Consider the following 25,391-nt stretch of genomic DNA (forward strand, 5'->3'; position numbering starts at 1 on the left):
GTTGCTACAAAGCACCTACGCCTAAGGTAACTGCGCCACCTTCACATGATGTAAATCGCAGCCATTAAAAAAGGCCACCTAAGTGACCTTTTTCTAACAATTAACTTAAACGTTAATTATTACTCTACGATAGTTGCTACAACACCAGCACCTACAGTACGGCCACCTTCACGGATAGCGAAACGAAGACCTTCGTCCATCGCGATTGGCGCGATTAGCGTTACAGTCATCTTAACGTTATCACCAGGCATTACCATTTCTACGCCTTCTGGTAACTGTACGTCACCTGTTACGTCAGTTGTACGGAAGTAGAACTGTGGACGGTAACCTTTGAAGAATGGAGTATGACGACCACCTTCATCTTTCGAAAGTACGTATACTTCTGAAGTGAATGTAGTGTGTGGCTTGATTGAACCAGGCTTAGCTAGTACTTGACCACGTTCAACGTCTTCACGCTTAGTACCACGTAAAAGTGCACCAATGTTCTCACCAGCACGACCTTCGTCAAGAAGCTTACGGAACATCTCAACACCAGTACAAGTAGACTTAGTCGTCTCTTTGATACCAACGATTTCAACTTCGTCGTTCACGTTGATGATACCAGCTTCAACACGGCCAGTTACAACAGTACCACGACCTTGGATTGAGAAAACGTCTTCGATAGGCATGATGAATGGCTTATCGATGTCACGCTCTGGCTCTGGAATGTAAGTATCTAGTGCTTCTGCAAGCTCTACGATTTTAGCTTCCCATTGCTCTTCGCCTTCAAGTGCTTTAAGTGCAGAACCTTGAATTAGTGGTAAGTCATCACCTGGGAAGTCGTATTCAGAAAGAAGTTCACGAACTTCCATTTCTACTAGCTCAAGTAGCTCTTCATCATCAACCATGTCACATTTGTTCATGAATACAACGATGTAAGGAACGCCAACTTGGCGAGAAAGTAGGATGTGCTCACGAGTTTGTGGCATAGGACCGTCAGTCGCAGCAACTACTAAGATAGCGCCGTCCATTTGAGCAGCACCAGTGATCATGTTTTTAACATAATCGGCGTGACCAGGACAATCTACGTGTGCGTAGTGACGAGTAGGAGTATCGTACTCAACGTGTGAAGTTGAGATTGTGATACCACGCTCGCGCTCTTCTGGAGCGTTATCGATTGATGCGAAATCTTTAGCAACACCGCCGTATACTTTTGCAAGTACGTTAGTGATTGCTGCAGTTAGTGTAGTTTTACCGTGGTCAACGTGGCCGATTGTACCAACGTTTACGTGCGGTTTTACGCGTTCAAACTTTTCTTTTGCCATCTTAAAAAATTCCTAATAAAGAAATTAAAGCCTGACTCAGTATTGAGCCAGACAAGCTAAAATCATATAACAGCGCGAGCTGAAATTATTGTATCTGCAACCTGTTTAGAGGCTTCAGCGTACTTCAAAAACTCCATAGAGTATGAGGCACGGCCCTGTGTTGCAGATCGTAAAGCAGTCGCATAACCAAACATTTCAGATAACGGAACCTGAGCATTAATTTGCTTAAGTCCACCAAGTGCATCTTCCATGCCTTCGATCATGCCGCGACGACGGTTTAGGTCGCCAACTACATCACCCATGTTTGCTTCAGGAGTGAGTACTTCAACCTTCATTACTGGCTCTAATAAAGCAGGGTTTGCATCTAGCGCACCTTGCTTCATAGCGAGTGAACCTGCTATTTTAAATGCCATTTCATTCGAATCTACATCATGGAATGAACCATCATATAAAGTCGCTTTCACGCCAAGTAATGGGTAGCCTGCCAGTACACCTTGAGCCATTTGCTCTTGGATACCTTTGTCTACCGCAGGGATGTATTCTTTCGGAACTGACCCACCTACGGTTTCGTTAACGAACTCGTAAATTGGGGCTTCATCATCCGAAATATCCATCGGTTCAAGTTTAAGCCAGACGTGACCATATTGACCACGACCACCTGATTGACGTATAAACTTCCCTTCAACTTCAACAGTTGAACGAATAGCTTCTCGGTATGCAACCTGCGGCTTACCAACGTTACATTCAACACTGAATTCACGTTTCATACGGTCGACAATGATATCAAGGTGAAGTTCACCCATGCCAGAGATAATCGTCTGGCCTGATTCTTCGTCAGTTTGTACGCGGAAAGATGGATCTTCTGCCGCTAGTTTACCTAGCGCGATACCCATTTTATCCTGGTCAGCGATTGTGCGAGGCTCAACCGCAACAGAGATAACTGGTTCTGGGAATTCCATACGCTCTAGCGTAATAATAGAATTCGGATCACACAGTGTCTCGCCTGTTGTTACGTCTTTGAGACCAATAGCCGCCGCGATGTCGCCTGCGTAGACTTCTTTGATCTCTTCACGTGAGTTTGAATGCATCTGAACGATACGACCAAGACGCTCACGCTTACTTTTTACTGGGTTATATACCGCGTCACCCTGTTTAACAGTACCAGAGTAAACACGGAAAAAGGTCAAGGTGCCAACAAACGGGTCTGTTGCAATCTTAAAAGCAAGTGCAGCAAACGGCGCTTTATCATCAGCAGGACGCTCTTCCTCGGTACCATCTTCGAGGATACCTTGGATTTGTTTCACTTGTGTGGGTGATGGCATGTATTCAACAACGCAATCAAGCACAGCTTGAACGCCTTTGTTTTTAAATGCACTACCACAGGTCATGGGAACAATTTCGTTCGCTAATGTGCGTTGACGCAAAGCATTTTTAATTTCTGCTTCGCTTAACTCTTCACCTTCTAAGTATTTATCCATTAGTTCTTCAGAGGCTTCAGCAGCGCTTTCAACTAAATGAGAGCGCCATTCTTCAGCTAAATCCTGAAGTTCTGCCGGTATTGCCTCATAAGAGAAAGTCATACCCTGGTCTTCATCATTCCAGTTAATAGCTTTCATTTTAATAAGGTCAATAACACCTTTAAAGTCGTCTTCAGCGCCAATTGGCAACTGGACTGGAACAGGCGTTGCTCCAAGACGAGATTTCACCTGGCCGACAACCGTTAAGAAGTCAGCGCCTGTGCGATCCATTTTATTTACGAAGATCATTCTCGGAACTTCGTATTTGTTCGCTTGACGCCAAACTGTCTCAGTTTGCGGCTGTACACCAGATGAAGCACAAAGAACAACTACCGCACCATCTAGTACACGTAAAGAACGCTCTACTTCGATAGTGAAATCTACGTGTCCTGGGGTATCAATGATATTGATGCGATGGTCGTCAAATTGCGCGTCCATCCCTTTCCAGAAACACGTTGTTGCAGCAGAAGTGATTGTGATACCACGCTCTTGTTCCTGCTCCATCCAATCCATAGTTGCGGCGCCATCATGTACTTCACCGATCTTATGAGAAAGACCTGTGTAGAACAGAACACGTTCTGTTGTGGTGGTTTTGCCTGCATCTACGTGAGCACAAATACCGATATTGCGGTAACGCTCAAGTGGAGTTGTACGTGCCATAAAATCCTCTTAAAGGTTAAGGACAGATTACCAACGGTAATGAGCGAATGCTTTATTCGCTTCAGCCATACGGTGAACGTCTTCACGTTTCTTAACCGCAGTGCCTTTGTTGTCAGCAGCGTCAACGATTTCTTGAGCTAAACGTAAGCCCATAGATTTTTCGCCACGCTTACGTGCAGCGTCTACTAACCAACGCATACCTAATGCGTTGCGACGTACTGGACGTACTTCAACTGGTACTTGATAAGTTGAACCACCAACACGGCGAGATTTAACCTCTACCTGTGGACGGATGTTATCAAGTGCAGTTTCAAAGATTTCTAGGTGCGACTTGCCTGATTTCTCAGCAGCCACGTCTAGCGCACCATAAACGATTTTTTCAGCAGTAGATTTCTTGCCGTCTAACATTACGATGTTAACGAACTTAGCAAGAAGTTCCGATCCGAACTTAGGATCTGGAAGAATTTTACGTTGACCTATTACGCGTCTTCTAGGCATTTTGTATCTCCGGTTTATTCAGGTTTGCTCTTTCGAGTCAATCACCCAAAACAATAATTAATAATATTTAGTGCTTGGCCTTACTAACGGAAAACAATTAGCCTTTAGGGCGTTTTGCACCGTATTTAGAACGAGCTTGACGACGGTCGCTAACGCCTGCACAGTCAAGTGCACCACGTACAGTGTGAAAACGCACACCTGGTAAATCTTTAACACGACCACCACGGATTAGGATTACACTGTGCTCTTGAAGGTTATGACCTTCACCACCGATGTATGAAGTTACTTCGAAACCGTTAGTTAAACGTACACGAGCTACTTTACGTAACGCCGAGTTTGGTTTCTTAGGTGTAGTTGTATATACGCGAGTACATACACCACGCTTTTGCGGACACGCTTTAAGCGCAGCTGAGTTACTTTTAGTAACCTTGCTACGACGTGGCTTACGCACTAGCTGGTTAATAGTTGCCATTTAAATAGCTCCTGAAATTAAAATTACTACTGAAAAAAATAAAAAATCCGCCCTTGTTTTACCAGCATGTTTTAAACGTGCAAGTAAATGGGTGGCGGAATTTTAATGAGCAAAGATTGACCTGTCAACCTAAACCGCTCACAAGGCAGTAGATAACTGCCTTGTGAAACTCTAATCTATTGATTAGATTCGGTTTATTGATTTCCAGATAAATCCGCGTTTAAAGCATCAGTGAGTGCTTGAGTTGCCTCTTCCGCACTTACCGTTTGCTCTTCAACAACGTCTTTTTGCTTACGACGAGCCATACGCTCTTGATGATACGCAAAACCGGTACCGGCTGGGATCAATCGACCCACAATTACGTTTTCTTTCAGACCGCGTAGTTCATCGCTCTTACCATTTACAGCGGCTTCTGTTAGGACACGAGTTGTCTCCTGGAACGAGGCTGCTGAGATGAAAGATTCTGTCGCTAGTGATGCTTTTGTGATACCCATTAACTGGATTTCAAACTTAGCTGGGATCTTACCTTGAGCTTCAAGGTCGCGGTTTGCGATATTAACGCGTGCCACTTCAATTTGCTCACCGGCTAAGAACTCAGTATCACCACCGTCTAGAATGATACATTTACGTAGCATTTGACGAATAATAGTTTCAATGTGCTTATCATTGATCTTAACGCCCTGCAAACGGTAAACCTCTTGCACTTCGTTAACAATGTAATTAGCAACATGAGTCACACCACGTAGGCGTAAGATGTCATGCGGTGATTCTGGACCATCGGCGATAACTTCACCTTTAGACACTTGTTCACCTTCAAACACGTTAAGTTGACGCCACTTAGGAATCATTTCTTCGTAATGATCGCCTTCAGCTGGTGTAATAACTAAACGTTTCTTACCTTTAGTCTCTTTACCGAAGCTAATCGTACCGGTGATTTCAGCTAAGATAGCTGGATCTTTCGGCTTACGTGCTTCAAATAAGTCAGCTACGCGTGGTAGACCACCCGTGATATCACGAGTTTTCGAACCTTCTTGCGGAATACGTGCTAATACGTCACCTGGGTTTGCAGTCGCGCCGTCTGTTACTTCAATCGTAGTGAATGAAGGAAGACGCGTTTCTTGCAATCCACGCTCATCACTTTCAATGATAAGCTTTGGCTCTTTCGCATTCGCTTTAGCAAGATCTTTAACAACTACACGAGTTAAACCCGTTAGTTCGTCAGTCTGTGCTTCAGTGTTTGAATCATCGATATCGCTGAACGATACTTTTGATTTATGCTCAAGAACGATTGGGTGACTATGCGGGTCCCAAGTAGCAACGATGTCGTTACCTTGAACTTCTGCATTGTCTTGCACTGTTAATACCGCACCGTAAGGTACTTTATAACGCTCTTTCTCACGACCATAGCTATCAATGATAGTGATCTCGGTAGAACGAGAGGTAATAACAATCTTACCGTCTGTATTTAATACATATTTAGCGTTGTGAAGTTTTAATGTACCGTTTGTTTTAACTTGTACATTATTTTCAGCAGACGCTCTTGATGCCGCACCACCGATGTGGAAAGTACGCATCGTAAGCTGTGTACCCGGCTCACCGATTGATTGAGCTGCGATAACACCTACTGATTCACCCGCGTTGATGATATGACCACGTGCAAGGTCACGACCATAACACTTAGCACATACACCAAAGTCGTTATCACAAGTGATAACTGAACGTACGCGAACTTCATCAACTGAGTGCTCTTCTAAAAGGTCACACAGTTTTTCGTCAAGCATGATGTTACGTTCAACAAGTACTGTATTAGTACCTGGGATCACAACGTCTTCAGCGACAACACGACCTAGTACACGTTCGCGAAGTGCTTCTACAACGTCACCACCTTCAATTAGCGGTTTCATTGTTAAGCCATCTTCTGTGCCACAATCGTCCTCGTTGATTACCAAATCTTGTGCAACGTCTACTAGACGACGCGTTAGGTAACCCGAGTTCGCTGTTTTCAGTGCTGTATCGGCAAGACCTTTACGCGCACCGTGCGTTGAGATGAAGTACTGAAGTACGTTTAGACCTTCACGGAAGTTAGCCGTGATTGGCGTCTCGATGATTGAACCATCTGGACGTGCCATTAGGCCACGCATACCTGCTAGCTGACGGATCTGTGCGGCACTACCACGAGCACCTGAGTCGGCCATCATAAACACTGAGTTAAATGACGGTTGCTCTACTTCTTCACCTTTTGCATTGATAACCGTGTCTTTTGACAAGTTGGCCATCATTTCACGTGATAAGTTTTCATTTACACGTGACCAGATATCGATAACTTTGTTGTACTTTTCACCAGCCGTTACAAGACCTGATTGGAATTGTTGGTTGATTTCAGTTACTTCAGCTTCAGCTGATTCAATGATTGCTGCTTTAACTGGTGGGATAACTAAGTCATCGATACCAATTGAAACACCTGACTTCATTGCATAGTGGAAACCGGTGTACATGATTTGGTCAGCAAACATAACAGTGTCTTTTAGACCAAGACGACGGTAACACTCATTAATTAAGCCAGAAATCTGCTTTTTACCTAGGGCTTGGTTGATTGACTCATACGGCATGCCTTTTGGTAAAATTAAAGACAGAATCGCACGACCAACAGTAGTATCAATTACGGTTACAGTGTCTTCAACAACACCTTCTTCGTTTTTAACTGATTGGCTAATACGTACTTTCACGATAGCGTGAAGGTCGGCATTACAACTACGGTATGCTTTTTCTGCTTCTTTAGGATCTTTAAATACGGCGCCTTCGCCTTTCGCGTTAATACGATCACGCGTCATGTAATAAAGACCTAATACAACGTCCTGTGAAGGAACGATGATTGGCTCACCATTAGCAGGCGATAAGATGTTGTTTGTAGACATCATTAACGCGCGAGCTTCAAGTTGCGCTTCAATTGTTAGCGGTACGTGTACCGCCATTTGGTCACCATCGAAATCGGCGTTGTACGCCGCACATACTAATGGGTGCAAATGAATCGCTTTACCTTCGATAAGCACAGGTTCAAACGCTTGGATACCCAAACGGTGAAGTGTTGGTGCACGGTTAAGTAATACTGGATGTTCACGAATTACTTCGTCTAGTACATCCCATACTTCCGCTACTTCACGCTCAACCATCTTTTTAGCAGCTTTGATTGTCGTAGCCATGCCGCGACGCTCTAATTTGCCATAGATGAATGGTTTGAAAAGCTCTAATGCCATCTTCTTAGGAAGACCACACTGATGAAGCTTAAGTGTAGGACCAACCGTGATTACAGAACGGCCAGAGTAATCTACACGCTTACCAAGTAAGTTCTGACGGAAACGACCTTGCTTACCTTTGATCATATCAGCAAGCGATTTAAGAGGACGTTTGTTAGAACCTGTAATTGCACGACCACGACGACCGTTATCAAGTAGCGCATCAACCGCTTCTTGTAACATACGTTTTTCGTTGCGTACGATAATATCTGGTGCAGCTAAATCTAGTAGACGCTTAAGACGGTTATTACGGTTAATAACACGACGGTAAAGGTCATTTAGATCAGATGTCGCAAAACGACCACCGTCTAGTGGTACTAGTGGACGTAAGTCAGGTGGCAATACTGGAAGTACTGTCATGATCATCCACTCTGGGTTATTACCTGATTGGTGGAACGATTCCATTAACTTAAGACGTTTAGTGATCTTTTTACGCTTAGTTTCAGAGTTAATTGTTGGTAACTCTTCACGCATTTCTGCAATTAATTGAGCAAGATCGAGTTCACGCAGTAAGTCTAATACTGCTTCAGCACCCATCTTCGCTTCAAATTCATCACCGTGCTCTTCAAGTGCATCTAGGTATTCTTCTTCACCTAATAGCTGACCACGCTCAAGCGTTGTCATGCCAGGCTCAGTTACTACGAATGATTCGAAGTAAAGAACACGTTCAATATCACGAAGCGTCATATCAAGCATTAAGCCGATACGTGACGGTAATGATTTTAAAAACCATATATGCGCAACTGGACTTGCCAGTTCTATATGACCCATACGGTCACGACGCACTTTAGTGAGTGTTACTTCAACGCCACACTTTTCACAGATCACACCACGGTGTTTAAGGCGTTTATATTTACCACATAAACACTCATAATCTTTCACTGGGCCGAAAATACGGGCACAGAATAAGCCATCACGCTCAGGCTTGAAAGTACGGTAGTTAATAGTCTCAGGTTTCTTTACTTCACCGTATGACCATGAGCGAACCATGTCTGGTGAAGCAAGACCAATGCGAATTGCATCGAATTCTTCGGTCTTATTTTGTTGCTTCAGAAACTTAAGTAAGTCTTTCACCTTAGCTCTCCTGTCGGAGTTAATCTTGAGGACGGATGTTCTCGTCCCTACATTCTATTCAGCCATAACAGATGCTGCAGCGCTAACTGCAGCATCTAATTGGCTTAATTTTCTTCCAACTCGATGTTGATACCCAGTGAGCGGATTTCTTTCAACAATACGTTGAACGATTCTGGCATACCTGGTTCCATTTTATGGTTACCATCAACGATGTTTTTATACATCTTAGTACGACCGTTCACGTCATCCGATTTCACTGTTAGCATTTCTTGTAGCGTGTAAGCAGCACCGTAAGCTTCAAGTGCCCATACTTCCATCTCACCAAAACGCTGGCCACCGAACTGTGCTTTACCACCCAGCGGCTGCTGAGTAACAAGGCTGTAAGAACCAGTAGAACGAGCGTGCATCTTATCGTCAACCAAGTGGTTAAGTTTAAGCATGTACATGTAACCTACAGTTACTTGACGTTCAAACTGATCGCCAGTACGGCCATCATAAAGTGTAACCTGACCACTTCTAGGGTAGCCGCCTAGCTCTAGCATGTCTTTGATTTCGCTTTCTTTCGCGCCATCAAATGCAGGAGTAGCAATCGGTAAACCACCTTTCAAGTTTTCAGCTAAACGACGAATTTCGTCATCAGAGAAACTAGCAATATCCACAACCTGACGAGATTCACCGATCTCATAAGCTTGTTTGATGAATTCGCGTAGCTCATGAAGCTCGCGTTGCTCTTTCATCATTTCTTCTAAGCGCTCACCAATACCACGTGCAGCTAGACCCATATGTGTTTCAAGGATCTGACCGATGTTCATACGTGATGGTACACCTAGTGGATTTAGTACGATATCTACCGTACGACCTTTGTCATCGTATGGCATATCTTCTACTGGTACGATAGTCGAGATAACACCTTTGTTACCGTGACGACCCGCCATTTTATCACCCGGTTGGATACGACGTTTAACAGCTAGGTATACTTTAACAATCTTAAGTACGCCTGGTGCTAAGTCATCACCTTGGGTAATTTTACGACGTTTGTTTTCAAACTTCTTATCGTATTCAGCTTTAAGCTCATCGTACTGTGCAGCTAGTTGCTCAAGTTCAGCTTGCTTGTCTTCTTCAGCAAGGCTTTGAGTTAGTAACTTTTCAGCATTCAGTGACGCTAAGTTGTCTTCATCGAAACCAGCTGCCACAAGTAACTTGCGTGCACGGTCTAAAACACCGGCTTCTAGAATACGGAACTCTTCGTTGAAGTCTTTCTTCGCTTCGCGAAGCTGCATGTCTTCAACTTCTAACGCACGTTTATCTTTTTCAACACCATCACGGGTGAAAACTTGTACGTCGATTACAGTACCAGTTACAGAGTTTGGTACACGTAAAGAGCTGTCTTTAACGTCAGACGCTTTTTCACCGAAGATAGCACGTAGTAGCTTTTCTTCTGGTGTTAATTGCGTTTCGCCTTTCGGAGTCACTTTACCTACTAGGATATCACCGCCTTTAACTTCAGCACCAATATATACAACACCTGATTCATCAAGCTTGCCTAGTGCAGATTCACCCACGTTCGGGATATCTGCTGTGATCTCTTCTGAGCCTAATTTAGTATCACGGGCAATACACTGTAGTTCTTGAATATGAATAGTCGTTAGACGATCTTCTTCAACTACGCGCTCTGATAGTAAGATTGAATCCTCGAAGTTGTAACCGTTCCATGGCATGAAAGCCACGCGAAGGTTTTGACCAAGGGCTAAGTCACCTAAGTCAGTCGAAGGACCATCTGCTAACACATCGCCACGAGTAACCGGTTCACCAACCATGCATGTTGGTTTTTGGTTAATACATGTATTTTGGTTAGAACGTGTGTACTTGGTTAAGTTGTAGATGTCGATGCCCGCTTCACCAGGAATGCGTTCTTCTTCATGTACATTAACAACGATGCGACTTGCGTCGGCATACATTACTTCACCACCACGTTTTGCAACAATCGTTACACCAGAGTCTTTCGCTAGTGTTAACTCAATACCAGTACCTACTAACGGTTTGTCCGCTTTCAATGTTGGTACTGCTTGACGTTGCATGTTTGAACCCATCAATGCACGGTTAGCATCATCGTGTTCTAGGAACGGGATAAGTGCGGCCGCTACAGAGATCACCTGTTGTGGTGATACATCCATATATTGTTGGTCCATGCGACCCATAAAGGTTGATTCACCTTTGTGACGACACGGAATAAGTTCATCTACAAACTCATTGGTTTCAGTTAAGTTTGAGTTCGCCTGTGCGATAACAAACTGACCTTCTTCAATGGCTGATAGGTAATCAACTTCATCAGTTACTACACCGTCTACCACTTTGCGGTAAGGTGTTTCTAAGAAACCGTAGTCATTGGTACGTGCATACGTAGACAATGAGTTAATTAGACCGATGTTTGGACCCTCAGGAGTCTCGATTGGACATACACGACCGTAGTGAGTTACGTGAACGTCACGTACTTCAAAGCCAGCACGCTCACGAGTTAGACCGCCCGGACCTAATGCAGAAATACGACGCTTGTGCGTTACTTCTGATAGCGGGTTATTTTGGTCCATAAACTGTGATAACTGAGACGAGCCGAAGAACTCTTTAACTGCTGCCGAAATAGGCTTAGCATTAATAAGATCTTGTGGCATGATCGCGTCTAGGTCACCTAAGCTTAAACGCTCACGTACAGCACGTTCTACACGTACTAAACCTACACGGAATTGGTTCTCAGCCATTTCGCCAACACTACGTATACGACGGTTGCCTAAGTGGTCTATATCATCAACATCGCCAACACCGTTACGAATAGCAATCAACACTTTCATAACCGCTACGATGTCTTCTTTGCTTAATGTGCCAGGGCCTGTGTCTGAATCGTAACCAACACGGCTATTGAACTTCATACGACCTACTGTTGATAAGTCATAGCGTTCTTCTGAGAAGAATAAGTTCTCAAATAAGGCTTCAGCCGCGTCTTTCGTCGGTGGCTCGCCTGGGCGCATCATGCGATAAATTTCTACTAGTGCTTCTAAACGGTTGCTTGACGAGTCAATGTTTAATGTATTTGACATGTAAGCGCCGCTGTCCACTTCATTGATATATAATGTATCAATAGTAGTGTGACCTGCTTTAACCAATTCAGCCATCATTTCAAGCGTTAGCTCGTCATTTGCAGTCGCGATGATTTCACCTGTTGACTCATCAACATAGTTCTTCGCTAATACACGGCCAATGATGTACTCATGTGGTACTTCTAATTGATTAATGCCTTTTTTCTCGATGCTCTTGATGTGGCGAGCCGTAACACGACGACCGCTTTCAACAAGGACTTCACCGTCTTCGCTCTTGATATCAAAAGCGGCAGTTTCACCACGTAAACGTGAAGGTACAAGTTCCATAAGAACTTTACCGTCAGCAATTTCAAACGCAGTAGTATCGAAGAAGATATCTAGGATTTCTTCACTCGTGTACTCAAGTGCACGTAAGATGATAGACGCCGGTAATTTACGACGACGGTCAATACGTACATATAAGTTATCTTTTGCATCAAATTCGAAGTCTAACCATGAACCACGGTAAGGAATTACGCGTGCGTTATAAAGCACTTTACCTGACGAGTGAGTTTTACCGCGGTCGTTATCAAAGAATACACCAGGGCTACGGTGTAGCTGAGAAACGATAACACGCTCTGTACCATTGATTACAAAAGTACCGGTATCGGTCATGAGCGGAATTTCGCCCATGTAAACTTCTTGCTCTTTAATGTCTTTAACTGTGCCTGGAGCTTCTTTGTCCATTACTACAAGACGCAGTTTCACGCGAAGTGGAGCAGAATAAGTCACACCGCGAATTTGACATTCTTTTACATCGAATACTGGCTCACCAATACGATAACTTACGTATTGAAGCTCAGAATTTCCCGAGTAGCTTTTAATTGGGAACACAGAACGGAAGGCAGCTTCCAAACCATGATCGCCATCAGCGTCCGGGACTAAGAATTTTTTAAACGATTCTAACTGCGTCGACAGTAAGAAAGGTATATCCAAAACTTGTGGACGTTTACCAAAATCCTTACGGATACGTTTCTTTTCAGAATAAGAGTAAGCCATGGGGTTCCTCAGCTTGCTGATCTTTGACCCGACCTGTTCTTGTAAGAACAGACTTAACTGGCATCTATGCCAAGATGTACAACATTTAACTGTTGTTCCAACTTAATCCCACCTCAACACTAGCAAACTATAAAGCGTTGAAATTAAAGAATAAATCAGATTTTATTTGCGCTATAAGAATAGTCGCTCTATAGCGCAAAAAGGCCGGTGATTAAATAATCACCAGCCCTTGCCTGATTTCTCAGGCAGCGAACCTAGCAAAAGCTAGATTACTTAACCTCAACTTCAGCACCAGCTTCAGTAAGTTCTTTAGCAAGAGCTTCAGCTTCTTCCTTAGAAATACCTTCTTTAACTGGAGTTGGAGCAGCTTCAACAAGTGCTTTAGCTTCTTTTAAGCCAAGACCAGTTGCGCCACGAACAGCTTTGATTGCCGCAACTTTATTAGCGCCAGCGCCAGTAAGGATTACGTCAAATTCTGTTTTCTCTTCAGCAGCTTCAGCAGCAGGACCTGCTACCATAGCAGCTGCAGCAGTTACGCCGAATTTTTCTTCCATTGCTTCAACTAGAGCAACAACGTCCATTACTGACATTTCAGCAATTGCGTCAAGGATTTGGTCTTTAGTTACAGACATTACAAATTTCCTAATAATTAACGGACTCTAAGGTCCAAATAAATTTACACCGAAAGGGATTAAACAACTTAAAATTAAGCAGCTTGCTCTTCTTTCTGTACACGTACTGCTTCAATTGTTTTACACAATTTGCCAGCAGACGCTTCTTTCATAGCGCTCATTAAGCGTGCAACAGCTTCGTCGTATGTAGGTAGAGTTGCAAGCATAGCTGCGTCTACTACATTACCTTCAAAAGCGGCCATCTTAAGTTCGAAATGCTCATTCTTTTTCGCGAAATCTGAGAAGATACGCGCAGCAGCACCTGGGTGCTCTGATGAGAAAGCGATTAAGCTTGGACCAACTAATGAGTCAGAAAGGCACTCAAACTCTGTACCTTCAAAAGCACGTTTTGCTAAAGTGTTACGGACAACTTTCATCCAAACACCATTTGCACGAGCTTCTTTACGAAGGGCAGTGATTGCACCAACTGTTACACCACGAGAATCTGCAACAACTGCAGAAAGAGCACCATTGGCTGCTTCGTTGACTTCAGCAACAATTGCTTTTTTGCCTTGAAGATTTAAAGCCATGGGTGTTACTCCTGGTTTAATGGGTTACCGTTTATCGGCTTCCCTGTTTTACTCTTCCCCATCAATAAAGATGGAGATGCTTTTTACGGCGAGAGCCAGAAGATTAGGAAAAATCTATCTGGGGATTCACACCGTCTACGTAGGTAATATTAAGGCCGAAGCCGCCTACGGTCTTGGACGGAAGCCCAATTTATCGCGTTGCCCAAAGGCGCTTCGAAATTATGGACTTCAACCCGAATTCTTTACTTTGCGATTAACTAAATTAATCAACAAAATGGCGCAAAATTATAGTACAAATTTCACGCCATGTAAACACTCAATTAAGCAACAACTGTGCTTAAAGTGCTTTGGTCAACTGAAACACCTGCGCCCATTGTTGTAGAGATAGTTACTTTCTTCAAGTAAACACCTTTAGCTTGAGAAGGTTTAGCCTTCTTAAGCGCAACAATTAGAGCTTCAAGGTTTTGTTGTAACTGCTCAGCAGTGAAATCAACCTTACCAATCGTAGTATGGATGATACCATTTTTGTCATTGCGGTAACGCACTTGACCTGCTTTCGCATTTTTAACTGCTTCTGCAACGTTAGGTGTTACAGTACCAGTTTTAGGGTTTGGCATTAGACCACGTGGGCCTAAGATTTGACCTAGTTGACCAACAACACGCATAGCGTCTGGTGATGCAACAACAACGTCAAAATTCATCTCGCCTTTCTTAACTAGTTCAGCAAGATCTTCCATGCCTACTAATTCAGCACCGGCTTCTTTTGCAGCTTCTGCATTAGCGCCTTGAGTGAATACAGCAACACGAACGTCACGACCAGTACCGTTAGGTAGTACAGTCGCACCACGAACGTTTTGATCAGATTTACGAGCATCGATACCAAGGTTAACAGCAACGTCAACACTTTCTACGAATTTAGCTGTCGCTAATTCTTTTAAAAGAGCAACTGCTTCGTTAATTTCGTAATCTTTAGTTACTTCCACTTTTTCGCGGATAGTACGCATACGTTTAGTTAATTTAGCCATTATCTTAGTCCTCTACGTTCAAGCCCATCGCACGCGCAGAACCTGCGATAGTGCGAACCGCAGCTTCTAAATCAGAAGCTGTAAGGTCTGGTTTCTTTGTCTCAACGATTTCTTCAAGTTGAGCACGAGTTACTGTGCCTACTTTTTCAGTGTTAGGACGGCCTGAACCAGATTTGATACCTGCAGCTTTCTTAAGTAAGTAAGCAGCCGGTGGCGTTTTCATGTCGAACGTAAATGAACGGTCGCCGTAAACAGAGATCACTACAGGAACTGGAGCGCCTTTTTCGATAGATTCTGTACGTGCGTTGAACGCTTTACAGAATTCCATGATGTTTACACCGTGTTGACCTAGTGCTGGACCTACTGGAGGACTAGGGTTAGCCATACCAGCAGCAACTTGTAGCTTGATTAGAGCTTCAACTTTCTTAGCCATTATAAATACCTCATTAGGTGGGTCTTAGCCTTGTGCGCGCGAGGACGCGTACTCTAGCGGCTTCCCAGTTTAAAAATTGGTTTCTCACTTTTTAGTAAACAGTTAAACAAACGTTTTCCCTGAATACAAAAAGGCCGCTGATTATAAGTTAATCAGCGGCCTTTTTCAAGCTTCGTGCCAAAAATTAAGAAACTTTTAACACAACGCTTTAAATCAATTACTTATCTTGTTCAACTTGACCAAACTCAAGTTCAACTGGCGTAGAACGACCAAAAATAAGTACCGATACTTTTACACGGCTCTTTTCGTAGTCAACTTCTTCAACCACACCACTAAAGTCAGCAAATGGACCATCAGTAACACGAACCACTTCACCTGGTTCAAATAATGTTGCTGGTTTAGGCGCTTCAGCGTTTTCTTGTAGGCGATTAAGAATGCGATCAGCTTCTTTAGAACTAATTGGTGCAGGACGGTCTGATGTGCCACCAATAAAGCCCATAACACGTTCAGTGCTATTTACTAAGTGCCAGCTTGCATCGTTCATATCCATTTGCACTAATACGTAACCTGGGAAGAATTTACGCTCAGACTTACGCTTTTGACCAGCACGCATCTCAACTACTTCTTCAGTAGGAACTAATACTTCACCAAAGCTATCTTCTAGGCCTTTGATTTTAATGTGCTCTAATAATGTTTGAGCAACACGCTTCTCATAACCTGAGAAAGCTTGTACTACGTACCAACGTAGTTTCTTTTCGTTATTCTCATCCGACATGGGATCAGATCTCCAATCCAGTTAAAAAGCCTACAGCGCGGAATAAAATGCCATCTAATCCCCAAAGGATAAGTGCCATAATCACTGTTGCAACCATTACGATTAATGTCGTGTGCGTTGTTTCTTGACGCGTTGGCCAAATTACTTTGCGTACTTCAATACGCGCTTCTTTAGCAAAAGCAAGGAAGGTACGTCCCTTAAAAGTTTGCGAAGCAATAGCTAAACCCGCCGCTATTGCAACCACAACGCCAATAGCACGTAGTAATACAGACTGATCTGCAAACATATGATTACCAACGACTGCGCCTGCAAGTAGCGCAATTGCTACTAACCACTTTACTGACTCCATCCCACTTGATGGTGTTTCTATATTCGTGCTCATAATATTATTACCTTAACTACAGACACAACAACCCTGCACGTCGACAGGGTTAATCCATTAAAATCTAAACTTAAAAACAAGCTTACTCAAACCGATTTTTAGTTCTAGACTTTATTCACTTTGTAAAAATTGGCAGGGGCGGAGAGATTCGAACTCCCAACCGTCGGTTTTGGAGACCGCTGTTCTACCAATTGGAACTACGCCCCTGCAAAGTGGATGCCTATTATACTTACGCAATTCATTAACACAAGAGTAAAAAGATACCCATAACTTAAAATCTCATTGGCCACACTCAAAATCAAACTTAACATTAATAAAAAAGCAGTTTATGATTGTTTCACTTTTAGGAATATTAATAGCACAAGGAAGCGGGTGCATTTACTTCATACACTTTACAAAATCGTGATTCTAAGCGTTTTATGCTTATTTCACAGTGCACTCGTCGCGCGCCCTATTCACTTAGATACATACTCTAGTGAACAGGGGTTATCGCAAAATTCGATTACTTGCAGTATCACTGACAAGCAAGGGTTTCACTGGTTTTCGACACAAGGCGGTCTTAATCGCTTTGATGGTTATGAGTTTAAACGCTTCAAGTCTCACCCTACTGAGGCTAGTATTTCAGGAAACTGGGTCACCGATTGTCTTGCTGCCGATCAACATGCTATCTGGTTTTCTACCGCCAGTAATGGTTTAAACTTACTTGATACTCAAACCGGTCAATTTAAGGTTTTTAATACGCAAACTGAGTTGGCTATTACTGATAATCGCATTTGGTCATTGGCTTCAGATAGTCTAAATAATATTTGGTTAGGCCATGAACATGGAAAGTTAACGCGTCTAAATATAGTCAAGAATGAAGTAGAGTCGTTTAGCTATAATAGCCCCGAGCAAGCTAATACAGTCATACAAGATAGTGTTATAGATACACAACAAAATGTCTGGTTAGCAACCAACGAAGGATTAATTAAGTTTAACCCAAAGCATAAAACCTTTAACCACATTGCGGGAAGTCATAAAAATTTATGGCGGCTGCAATTAAATGCACAAGGGCAGCTATTAGTAGCAAGCAAACAAGGGCTTAGCCTATTTAACCCTAAAACAGAGGCTTTTCTAGAGTTTGCTCAGTTTGCAGGTGTATGGATCACCGATATCTTAGTTGACGACACCGATACCTTGTGGCTAACAAGTTATGGTAAAGGTTTATTTTACAAAACAGAGCAAAGTACATCTAAAAATAATTTTCAGCACATACCGCACAATAAGCAGCAACTAAATGGGCTTGCTAATGATTACCTATTGTCACTTTATCAAGATCGGTTCGGTATCATTTGGATTGGTACAGATGGCTATGGGTTACAACGTTATGATAAAAAGCAAAATCAATTTTCGCATCAACAGCACTTGAGCGATGATGACAATACCATTAGTCATAATTTTGTTCGCGCTCTACTCAAAGATACACAAGGCCAATTATGGGTTGGTACTCGTGACGGTTTAAACAAACAAACCGACACAGGTTTTAAGCACTATAAAGTTAACTCAAAATTACAAAGCGGCCTAACCAATAATAATGTCTTTAGCCTGCATGAAGATAACAAGCAGCGACTTTGGATTGGCACTTATGGCGGCGGATTACTGCAATACAATCCAACTGAAGATAATTTTATTGCCTATACAATGCAAAGCCATCAGCTTAGCAGCGATCGTGTTTATGCGATAACGAGCGATCCTAAAGGAAATTTATGGCTAGGTAGCAATCAAGGTTTAACACGCTTTAATCCCGACACCTTAGAGGTTAAACATTACAAGCACGACGACTCGACTAATAGTCTTGCTAACAATACCGTATTTACTTTGCTTTTTGATCAAAATGCGAACGGATTATGGGTCGGGACGCGTGCTGGTTTAGACTATCTAAGTATGGCGGATGAATCATTTACTCATTACCCCTCGGATCAGACATCGCAGACTGGTTTAAGCCATAATATGGTCACCTCTTTGCACTTGCAAAATAACGATACCCTATGGGTGGGTACCTTTGGTGGTTTAAACCGCCTTGATAAAAAAACACAAAAAATCTCTTACATTACTGAGCATGATGGATTACTAAACGATAATATTTTTGCCATTAAAGATGATAGTAAAGGCCACTTATGGATAAGTAGTAACCAAGGACTGACTCGCTATAATCCCACGAATCAAGCTATGCAGCATTTTTTACCTCGTGACGGCGTGCAGCATAATTCGTTTATTTTAGGTGCTGCTTTTCAAGCACCTGATGGCGAGCTATTTTTTGGCGGAATCAATGGCTTTAATCAGTTTTACCCTAGTAAACTGCAACTGAGTACTTCAGCACCAACCCCGGTATTAACTGAGCTATTAATTTACAACCAAGCAAGTGAAACAAAAAACTACTTAACAGATAAAAAACAGCCCGCAAAACTAATAAACCATACTAAAAAACTCTCTTTTCCAACCAGCCAAGGGGTCATTGGCTTTAAATATGCCGCCATTAATAACGCTTCATCGGCTAATCAATACCAGTATGCTTACAAGCTAAATGGTTTAGATAAGCAATTTATCTATACCGATGCAAGCCAACGACAAGTTAACTATTCACAGCTAAGTGCAGGTAACTATCAATTACAATTAAAAGTAAAAGATCAATACGGGCAATGGAGCAAAGTTCACACTATGCTAAAGCTGACAGTAACGCCTCCTTGGTGGCAAACGCAATTAGCCTATGCGGCTTATTTTATAATAGTTTTGATTATTACATGGTTAATTTTAGCGTCACGCTATCGAGCTAAAACCGCAGAGCAACTCATTCAACAAGAAAGAAAGCTCAATCAACTAAAGACCCAATTTTTAGATAACATTAGTCATGAACTTAAAACGCCATTGAGCTTAATTTTAGCGCCAGTAGAAAACTTACAACAGCAACAACTTGGTGCTCAAGCACAACAACAAGTTTCTATAATTAAGCGCAACGGGCACCGCCTTCTTAATTTAATCAATGAGTTATTACAGTTAAGTCAGCGTCCAAGTTCGGCTGCAGAGTATGTATCCGCTTATTCTTTAAGCCCTTTTGTAGCGCAAATAGTAGACGACTTTGCTATTTTGTTTGCCCAAAAAAATATTAATTTTTCCTTTAACGACACGACGCAACAGCCTAGTTACATAAATTTAGAAACTAAACATACTTTATCTATTATTGATAATTTATTGACCAATGCACTTAAATACACCCCATCAGATGGAACCGTTAATCTAACGCTTTCTAACACAAACAATAATGTTGTTATAACGGTATCTGATACTGGTATTGGTATTGAAGAGCACCAGCAAGCGCTTATTTTTGAACGCTTTGCTCGTATTGCAACACACAACCAAACAGGCAGTGGTATAGGTCTCGCTCTGGTTAAGCAGCTTGTAGAGCAATACGACGGGCAAATTTCATTAGCCAGTAAAATAAACAAAGGAAGTTGTTTTACAGTCACGTTGCCATTGTGTGAATCAGATAACTTATTAACGGATAAACAACTAGCGTCCTCTCAAACTATGCTGGTAGAAAACAACAAAAAACTACTCATTGTTGAAGATAACGAGGAAATGCGTGAGTTACTGGTTTCATTATTTAGTGATAACTACACCTGCCTCACCGCTAATAATGGAGAAGAAGGGCTAGTGCTGTGCCAAACTCAAATGCCCGATATAGTGCTCAGTGATGTAATGATGCCTACGATGGATGGATATCAACTTCTCAGTGCCATTCGCTCAGATATCTCTATTAATCATATCCCTGTTTTATTACTCTCTGCCAAAGCAGACAGTCGCAGTCGAATAAAGGGGCTTGATTTGCTGGCCGATGACTACCTGTGTAAACCCTTTGAAGCATCATTATTAAAAAGTCGGGTTCATGGCTTATTAGGCATTCGTGATGCGTTAAATAAGCACCTAATAAAACAGTTATCAGCCCAAGCACATGCTGTGACCTTAGATGCACAAATAGAGCAGAATAAAGATTACACGTTTACAGAACGCTTAAAAACAATCTTGCGTGAAAATTACCAAAATGAACTGTTTAGCGTGGAAGAGTTTGCCAGTGCAATGTGTTTGAGCCCTCGTGCACTGCAATTAAAAATGAAAGCACTTTTTGACATTACACCCAGCGATTACATTCGCAATACCCGTCTAGAATATGCAGCAAAATTATTAGCTGATAGCGACTTAACCATAGGTTTAGTTGCAGATAACACCGGCTTTAGTTCTCAAAGTTACTTTGCCCGTTGCTTCAAAGCCAAATATTCACTTACACCAAAACAATACAGAGAAGCACAAACATGTAAAAGTAATTAGCTTCGCGTGTGTACTCAAAGCTTTCGCCTAAGTACTATTTTTAAGATACTGATTTATTTAAATTAACCTTAATTAGCCATTGCTAAAAAAATAACTACAAATGTAATTAAGCACATAAATTAAGGAAAATCCTATGCTCTCATCCATACAAAAAACGCTACTAGCTACAGCATTAATAACCAGCTTAAGCGCATGCCAAAGCACCTCAACAAACGTTACTTCAAATCAAAACTCGCCTGACATTAATGAAGTAAGCAAACAGCAATACAATGGCCCTAAAGCACGTATCGCCGTGGCGCGTTTCACTGATAAGTCGAATAACTCTAGATGGTGGCGAAAAGAAATTGGTGAAGGTATGGCAGATCAACTTACCACCGCACTTGTTGGCACTAATCGCTTTATTGTATTGGAGCGCCAAGCACTAGACGCTGTACTTTCAGAGCAAGATTTAGCTGTATCAGGCAGAGTGAGTGCACAATCGGGTGCTGCGTATGGCGAAATTGAAGGCGCTGAGATTGTCGTCGTTGCAGCGGTTACTGAATTTGATGATGACAGTTCAGGGGCAAGTGTTGGTTCAGGCGGCTTTATTGGTGATGTGTTTAGTTCTGTTTCAGCTGGCTTTTCTGGATCGCACATGGCTATTGATTTACGCTTAATTGATACGCGCACTTCACGTATTCTGGCCGCTACTAGCGTTGAGGGTGGTAGCAAAGATTTTGATTTTACCAGCGCAGCGACTAACTTTGGTGGCGCACTCGTTGGAGGAAGCCTTAGTGGTTGGTCAGACACTCCAAAAGAAAAGGCACTACGAGAAGTAATAATTAAAGCCGTTGAATTTTTAGAAACTAAAATTCCAGATACCTACTATCGTTATAACCAAAACAACACGCTTGCAGCAGGCTATACAGCGCCACCGCCGCCAAAAGTAACTAGTAAAAAAGCAGCACCTGCTGCCGTCGCTGTCGATGTGCCGAATCATAGAATGCCACATTACGAAAAAATGGACTTGGCTATGTCTCGTATGAACTTGGTTTGCTTAGGGTATTTAAAAAACCAACCTAATTATGAAGAGTTTGAAACTGAAGACGTTAAGTACGACCGTCAAACTGTATTAGCACTGCGCGAGTATCAACAAGAGAAGAGCTTGAAAGTAACGGGCCTTGCCGATGAAACAACAAAGAAATCTTTAGATGACTCAAAATGTTTAGCAAAAACTCAACAGTCAGGGCTAGAAAGCTTAGGCAACATGTTTAAGTTTAACTAATCAGCATCTTTGATTTTTAATTAAGCAATAAAAAAGCGGCTACTCTATAGCCGCTTTTAATCTACTCGTAATAACTCACCGCGATAAAAATCACACAGTAACCATATTTGTTCAAATTGATGGGTATTTGGAAAACATACTTTTTTGACTGCCGCTTCAAAGTCGCTCTTATGCCAAATAGTACTAGCGTTACGAATTAACAACCACGTACGCTTTGAATAATAACGCTTAGTCGCTTTTTGTTTTAATAAGCGCTCCAACGCTGATTGCAACCGGTGTTCGCTTGGTTGTTGCGCCATGTCGGCTAAATCACGCTGCATTTGTATCGACAGTGGCCGGCCTAACACGGCCATGGCTTCCGTTTCACTGGCGTATAAATGCGCCACCTCTATATCGAGTTGCTGATTTTCTTGATAACAGCTTACATCGGGTCTATTTGGTTCATTGTGCCAAATATGGCGCATATGAATTCCCGTTTGCTGTTCATAACATCGCAAAAACAACTTGGCCGCATCGTGCTCTAATTGTTGTTTTTCGGCATCACTGCTGCGCTTCATTCAACACCTTATAAACGTCATTTAACAGCGATGAAGCGCCAAACCTAAATGTTTCTGGTGCTAAATAATCATGCCCCATAATCTCGGTTGCTAGTTGCAAATAAGCATTTGCATCTACTGCGGTCTTGACTCCACCAGCAGCCTTAAAACCAACTCGCTTTGATGATTTTTTGATGGCTTTAAGCATTATTTCAGTTGCTTCAAGCGTGGCATTTACTGCTACTTTTCCTGTACTGGTTTTTACAAAATCAGCTCCGCCTTGAATGGCAAGCTCGGTTGCTTGAGTAATAAATGCTGCTGTTTTTAGCTCGCCAGTTTCAATGATCACTTTGAGCTTAGCACGGCTGCCACATACCTTTTTACTTTCACTAACGTATTCCAGCACGGTATCGGCTTCACCTTTTAAAAGCGCTTTATAAGGAATAACTAGGTCAATTTCATCGGCCCCCCGCTCTATGGCTATCAGGGTTTCATTGAGTACTTCATTGAGTGGCGCATCACCAGAGGGAAAGTTAGTTACGGTGGCCACCTTTACATGGCTCAATAAGCGATTAGCAAGTGCTATTTTAGCGTCATCAACAAATTCACTAAACACACAAAGCGCAGCAGGCGTGCCTAGCTTAGGGTTTATACTGTTTACTAATGCGTTAATACTGGCTTGACTATCATCAGTGTTTAAACTGGTTAAGTCCATTAAGCTAACGGCTAGCGTGGCGTTTTGAGTATTGTTTGTCATTTTATGCCTATGAAATTGTGTGACCTTAAACTATATAAGAGCATCATAGCTTAAACTTGCTATAGCTCATAACCAAACACTATAAGCGCGTTTTTTATACTAAATGTCACTCTACCCCTTACTAAATACGATTTAGACCTAAAAAACATGATTCATATAACTTTTAAGAATATCAACTAAGATTTAATTATTTTTTACTTATCAATAGCCACTATATTCTGCTTCTCAGTTAAACACTTTATTATTTTTTAGGGGCGTTATTCAGTGCAATATTTACCTATCTTTACCAAACTCGACAACAAACCCGTATTGGTTGTTGGCGGTGGAGAGGTTGCCTTGCGAAAATGCCGTGCGTTTTTAAAAGCACGTGCCGATGTAACGCTAGTTGCCCCTTGGTTTTGCGAAGAATTAAAAGAACATGCGCATAATGATGAAGTAACATTAATAGATGCCTATTTTGAAGAGTCGCATCTTGATGGCAAAATTTTGATTATTGCCGCCACCGACAACGATGAAGTAAACAACACCGTATTTGAACTCGCCAATGCGCGTAATGTGTTTGTGAACGTGGTGGATGATCAACCTAAATGTACTTTTATTTTCCCCTCTATTGTTGATCGCAACCCAATTACCATTGCGATTTCAAGTGCAGGTACCGCGCCGGTTTTAGCAAGGCGCTTACGTGAAAAGCTCGAAACACTTATTCCGCAGCATATCGGCCCACTCGCTAACTTGGTCGGTGGCTTTCGCCATAAAGTAAAGCAACGCTTTAAACATTTTGCTGATCGTCGCCAATTTTGGGAAGGCGTGTTTGATTCATCAGTAGTAAGCAAAGTCCAAACCGGTGATACCCATGGCGCTGAGCAACAACTAGAGCAAATGCTGGATGCCAAAGTTGAACCAGAAGGCGAAGTATACGTAGTCGGTGCAGGCCCTGGCGACCCAGAGCTACTCACACTAAAAGCGCTGCAACTAATGCAACAAGCCGATGTGGTGGTATATGATTACTTGGTATCCGATGAGATCATGGAATTAGTGCGTCGCGATGCCGATTTAATCTGTGTGGGTAAGCGCTTAGGCGATCACAGCGTAGCTCAAGAAGATACAAATAAGATGTTGGTTGATTTAGCACAACAAGGTAAAAAAGTGTGCCGAATTAAAGGGGGCGACCCATTTATTTATGGCCGTGGTGGCGAAGAAGTCCAAGTACTGGCAGCCAATAACGTAAATTACCAAATAGTGCCAGGTATAACGGCAGCCGCGGGATGTAGTGCCTACGCAGGTATTCCTTTAACGCATCGCGACCATGCTCAGGCTATTCAGTTTGTTACCGGACACTGCAAAAAAGAAGGACAAGAACTTAATTGGCAGTCGCTTGCACAAAAAAACCAAACACTGGCTATTTATATGGGGGTAATTAAATCGCCGCATATTCAAGCCGAGCTATTAAAACATGGGCGAGCAGCAACAACACCAGTGGCCATAATTGAAAACGGCACACGCAAAAATCAACGTGTTGTCACAGGACAGTTAGACCAATTAGCGCAGCTCATTGAGCAGCATCAAATTATTTCACCCGCTTTACTGATTATTGGTGAAGTAGCTTCGCTGCATCAAGAATTACACTGGTTTGGCGAAAAAGCACAGATCAGTAGCTTTGCTCAGCCGCTGACAGACGTAGCGTAGTTTAACAGATTTTAATTTAATC

At 42.5% G+C, this 25,391-nt stretch carries 17 protein-coding genes and 1 tRNA gene; 3 read left to right on the forward strand and 15 right to left on the reverse strand.

Translation table 11 applies throughout. The features are described from left to right. Positions 1-119 precede the first annotated feature (119 nt). From tuf to ND6B_RS08760, 13 genes are all read right to left on the reverse strand, one after another. On the reverse strand, positions 120-1,304 hold the full coding sequence (tuf, locus tag ND6B_RS08820) for an elongation factor Tu (RefSeq protein WP_013463851.1): 1,185 nt from the start codon (positions 1,302-1,304) through the stop codon (positions 120-122). Positions 1,305-1,366: 62 nt separating this feature from the next. Then, complete coding sequence (gene fusA, locus ND6B_RS08815) at positions 1,367-3,481, reverse strand: elongation factor G (protein WP_013463850.1); 2,115 nt, start codon at positions 3,479-3,481, stop codon at positions 1,367-1,369. A gap of 27 nt (positions 3,482-3,508) precedes the next feature. Further along, on the reverse strand, positions 3,509-3,979 hold the full coding sequence (rpsG, locus tag ND6B_RS08810; protein WP_010392135.1) for a 30S ribosomal protein S7: 471 nt from the start codon (positions 3,977-3,979) through the stop codon (positions 3,509-3,511). 97 nt (positions 3,980-4,076) lie between these two features. Next, positions 4,077-4,451, reverse strand: coding sequence for a 30S ribosomal protein S12 (gene rpsL / locus ND6B_RS08805; RefSeq protein ID WP_002958885.1), 375 nt, complete (start codon positions 4,449-4,451; stop codon positions 4,077-4,079). Between the two features lie 194 nt (positions 4,452-4,645). Next, entirely contained in the window at positions 4,646-8,818 is a 4,173-nt protein-coding gene (rpoC, locus tag ND6B_RS08800; RefSeq protein ID WP_033103595.1) for a DNA-directed RNA polymerase subunit beta', read from the reverse strand. A gap of 104 nt (positions 8,819-8,922) precedes the next feature. After that, positions 8,923-12,948 carry a DNA-directed RNA polymerase subunit beta gene (gene rpoB / locus ND6B_RS08795; protein WP_024602214.1) on the reverse strand — a complete coding sequence of 1,342 codons (4,026 nt, stop codon included), beginning with the start codon at positions 12,946-12,948 and terminating at the stop codon, positions 8,923-8,925. A 269-nt stretch (positions 12,949-13,217) separates the two neighbouring features. Beyond that, a complete protein-coding gene (rplL, locus tag ND6B_RS08790) occupies positions 13,218-13,580 on the reverse strand; it encodes a 50S ribosomal protein L7/L12 (RefSeq protein WP_013463847.1) in 363 nt (120 codons plus the stop codon). Positions 13,581-13,654: 74 nt separating this feature from the next. Then, positions 13,655-14,149, reverse strand: a complete 495-nt coding sequence (rplJ, locus tag ND6B_RS08785) for a 50S ribosomal protein L10 (RefSeq protein ID WP_013463846.1) — start codon at positions 14,147-14,149, stop codon at positions 13,655-13,657. 320 nt (positions 14,150-14,469) lie between these two features. Then, positions 14,470-15,174 carry a 50S ribosomal protein L1 gene (gene rplA, locus ND6B_RS08780; protein ID WP_013463845.1) on the reverse strand — a complete coding sequence of 235 codons (705 nt, stop codon included), beginning with the start codon at positions 15,172-15,174 and terminating at the stop codon, positions 14,470-14,472. Between the two features lie 4 nt (positions 15,175-15,178). Beyond that, positions 15,179-15,607 carry a 50S ribosomal protein L11 gene (gene rplK, locus ND6B_RS08775; protein ID WP_008108462.1) on the reverse strand — a complete coding sequence of 143 codons (429 nt, stop codon included), beginning with the start codon at positions 15,605-15,607 and terminating at the stop codon, positions 15,179-15,181. Positions 15,608-15,824: 217 nt separating this feature from the next. After that, positions 15,825-16,382, reverse strand: coding sequence for a transcription termination/antitermination protein NusG (nusG, locus tag ND6B_RS08770; protein WP_013463844.1), 558 nt, complete (start codon positions 16,380-16,382; stop codon positions 15,825-15,827). Between the two features lie 4 nt (positions 16,383-16,386). Next, a complete protein-coding gene (gene secE, locus ND6B_RS08765) occupies positions 16,387-16,764 on the reverse strand; it encodes a preprotein translocase subunit SecE (RefSeq protein WP_013463843.1) in 378 nt (125 codons plus the stop codon). Between the two features lie 130 nt (positions 16,765-16,894). Then, positions 16,895-16,971, reverse strand: a tRNA-Trp gene (locus tag ND6B_RS08760). 165 nt (positions 16,972-17,136) lie between these two features. Between ND6B_RS08760 and ND6B_RS08755 the strand changes: the two genes are divergently transcribed. Both ND6B_RS08755 and ND6B_RS08750 read left to right on the forward strand, forming a co-directional pair. Continuing rightward, positions 17,137-21,126, forward strand: coding sequence for a hybrid sensor histidine kinase/response regulator transcription factor (locus ND6B_RS08755; protein ID WP_033103596.1), 3,990 nt, complete (start codon positions 17,137-17,139; stop codon positions 21,124-21,126). Positions 21,127-21,259: 133 nt separating this feature from the next. After that, on the forward strand, positions 21,260-22,390 hold the full coding sequence (locus ND6B_RS08750) for a CsgG/HfaB family protein (protein WP_013463841.1): 1,131 nt from the start codon (positions 21,260-21,262) through the stop codon (positions 22,388-22,390). A 56-nt stretch (positions 22,391-22,446) separates the two neighbouring features. On the opposite strand, the gene ND6B_RS08745 is transcribed toward ND6B_RS08750, so the two are convergent. Both ND6B_RS08745 and deoC read right to left on the reverse strand, forming a co-directional pair. After that, positions 22,447-22,947, reverse strand: coding sequence for a hypothetical protein (locus ND6B_RS08745; RefSeq protein WP_013463840.1), 501 nt, complete (start codon positions 22,945-22,947; stop codon positions 22,447-22,449). Next, positions 22,931-23,683, reverse strand: coding sequence for a deoxyribose-phosphate aldolase (gene deoC / locus ND6B_RS08740; protein WP_028835951.1), 753 nt, complete (start codon positions 23,681-23,683; stop codon positions 22,931-22,933). The genes ND6B_RS08745 and deoC overlap by 17 nt, the downstream gene beginning before the upstream one ends. Before the next feature lie 264 nt (positions 23,684-23,947). Between deoC and cysG the strand changes: the two genes are divergently transcribed. After that, on the forward strand, positions 23,948-25,369 hold the full coding sequence (cysG, locus tag ND6B_RS08735) for a siroheme synthase CysG (protein ID WP_033103597.1): 1,422 nt from the start codon (positions 23,948-23,950) through the stop codon (positions 25,367-25,369). The last annotated feature ends 22 nt before the right edge of the window (positions 25,370-25,391 follow it).

The organism is Pseudoalteromonas sp. ND6B (genome assembly GCF_000764215.1).
In the GTDB taxonomy this organism is placed as follows: Bacteria; Pseudomonadota; Gammaproteobacteria; order Enterobacterales; family Alteromonadaceae; genus Pseudoalteromonas; species Pseudoalteromonas tetraodonis.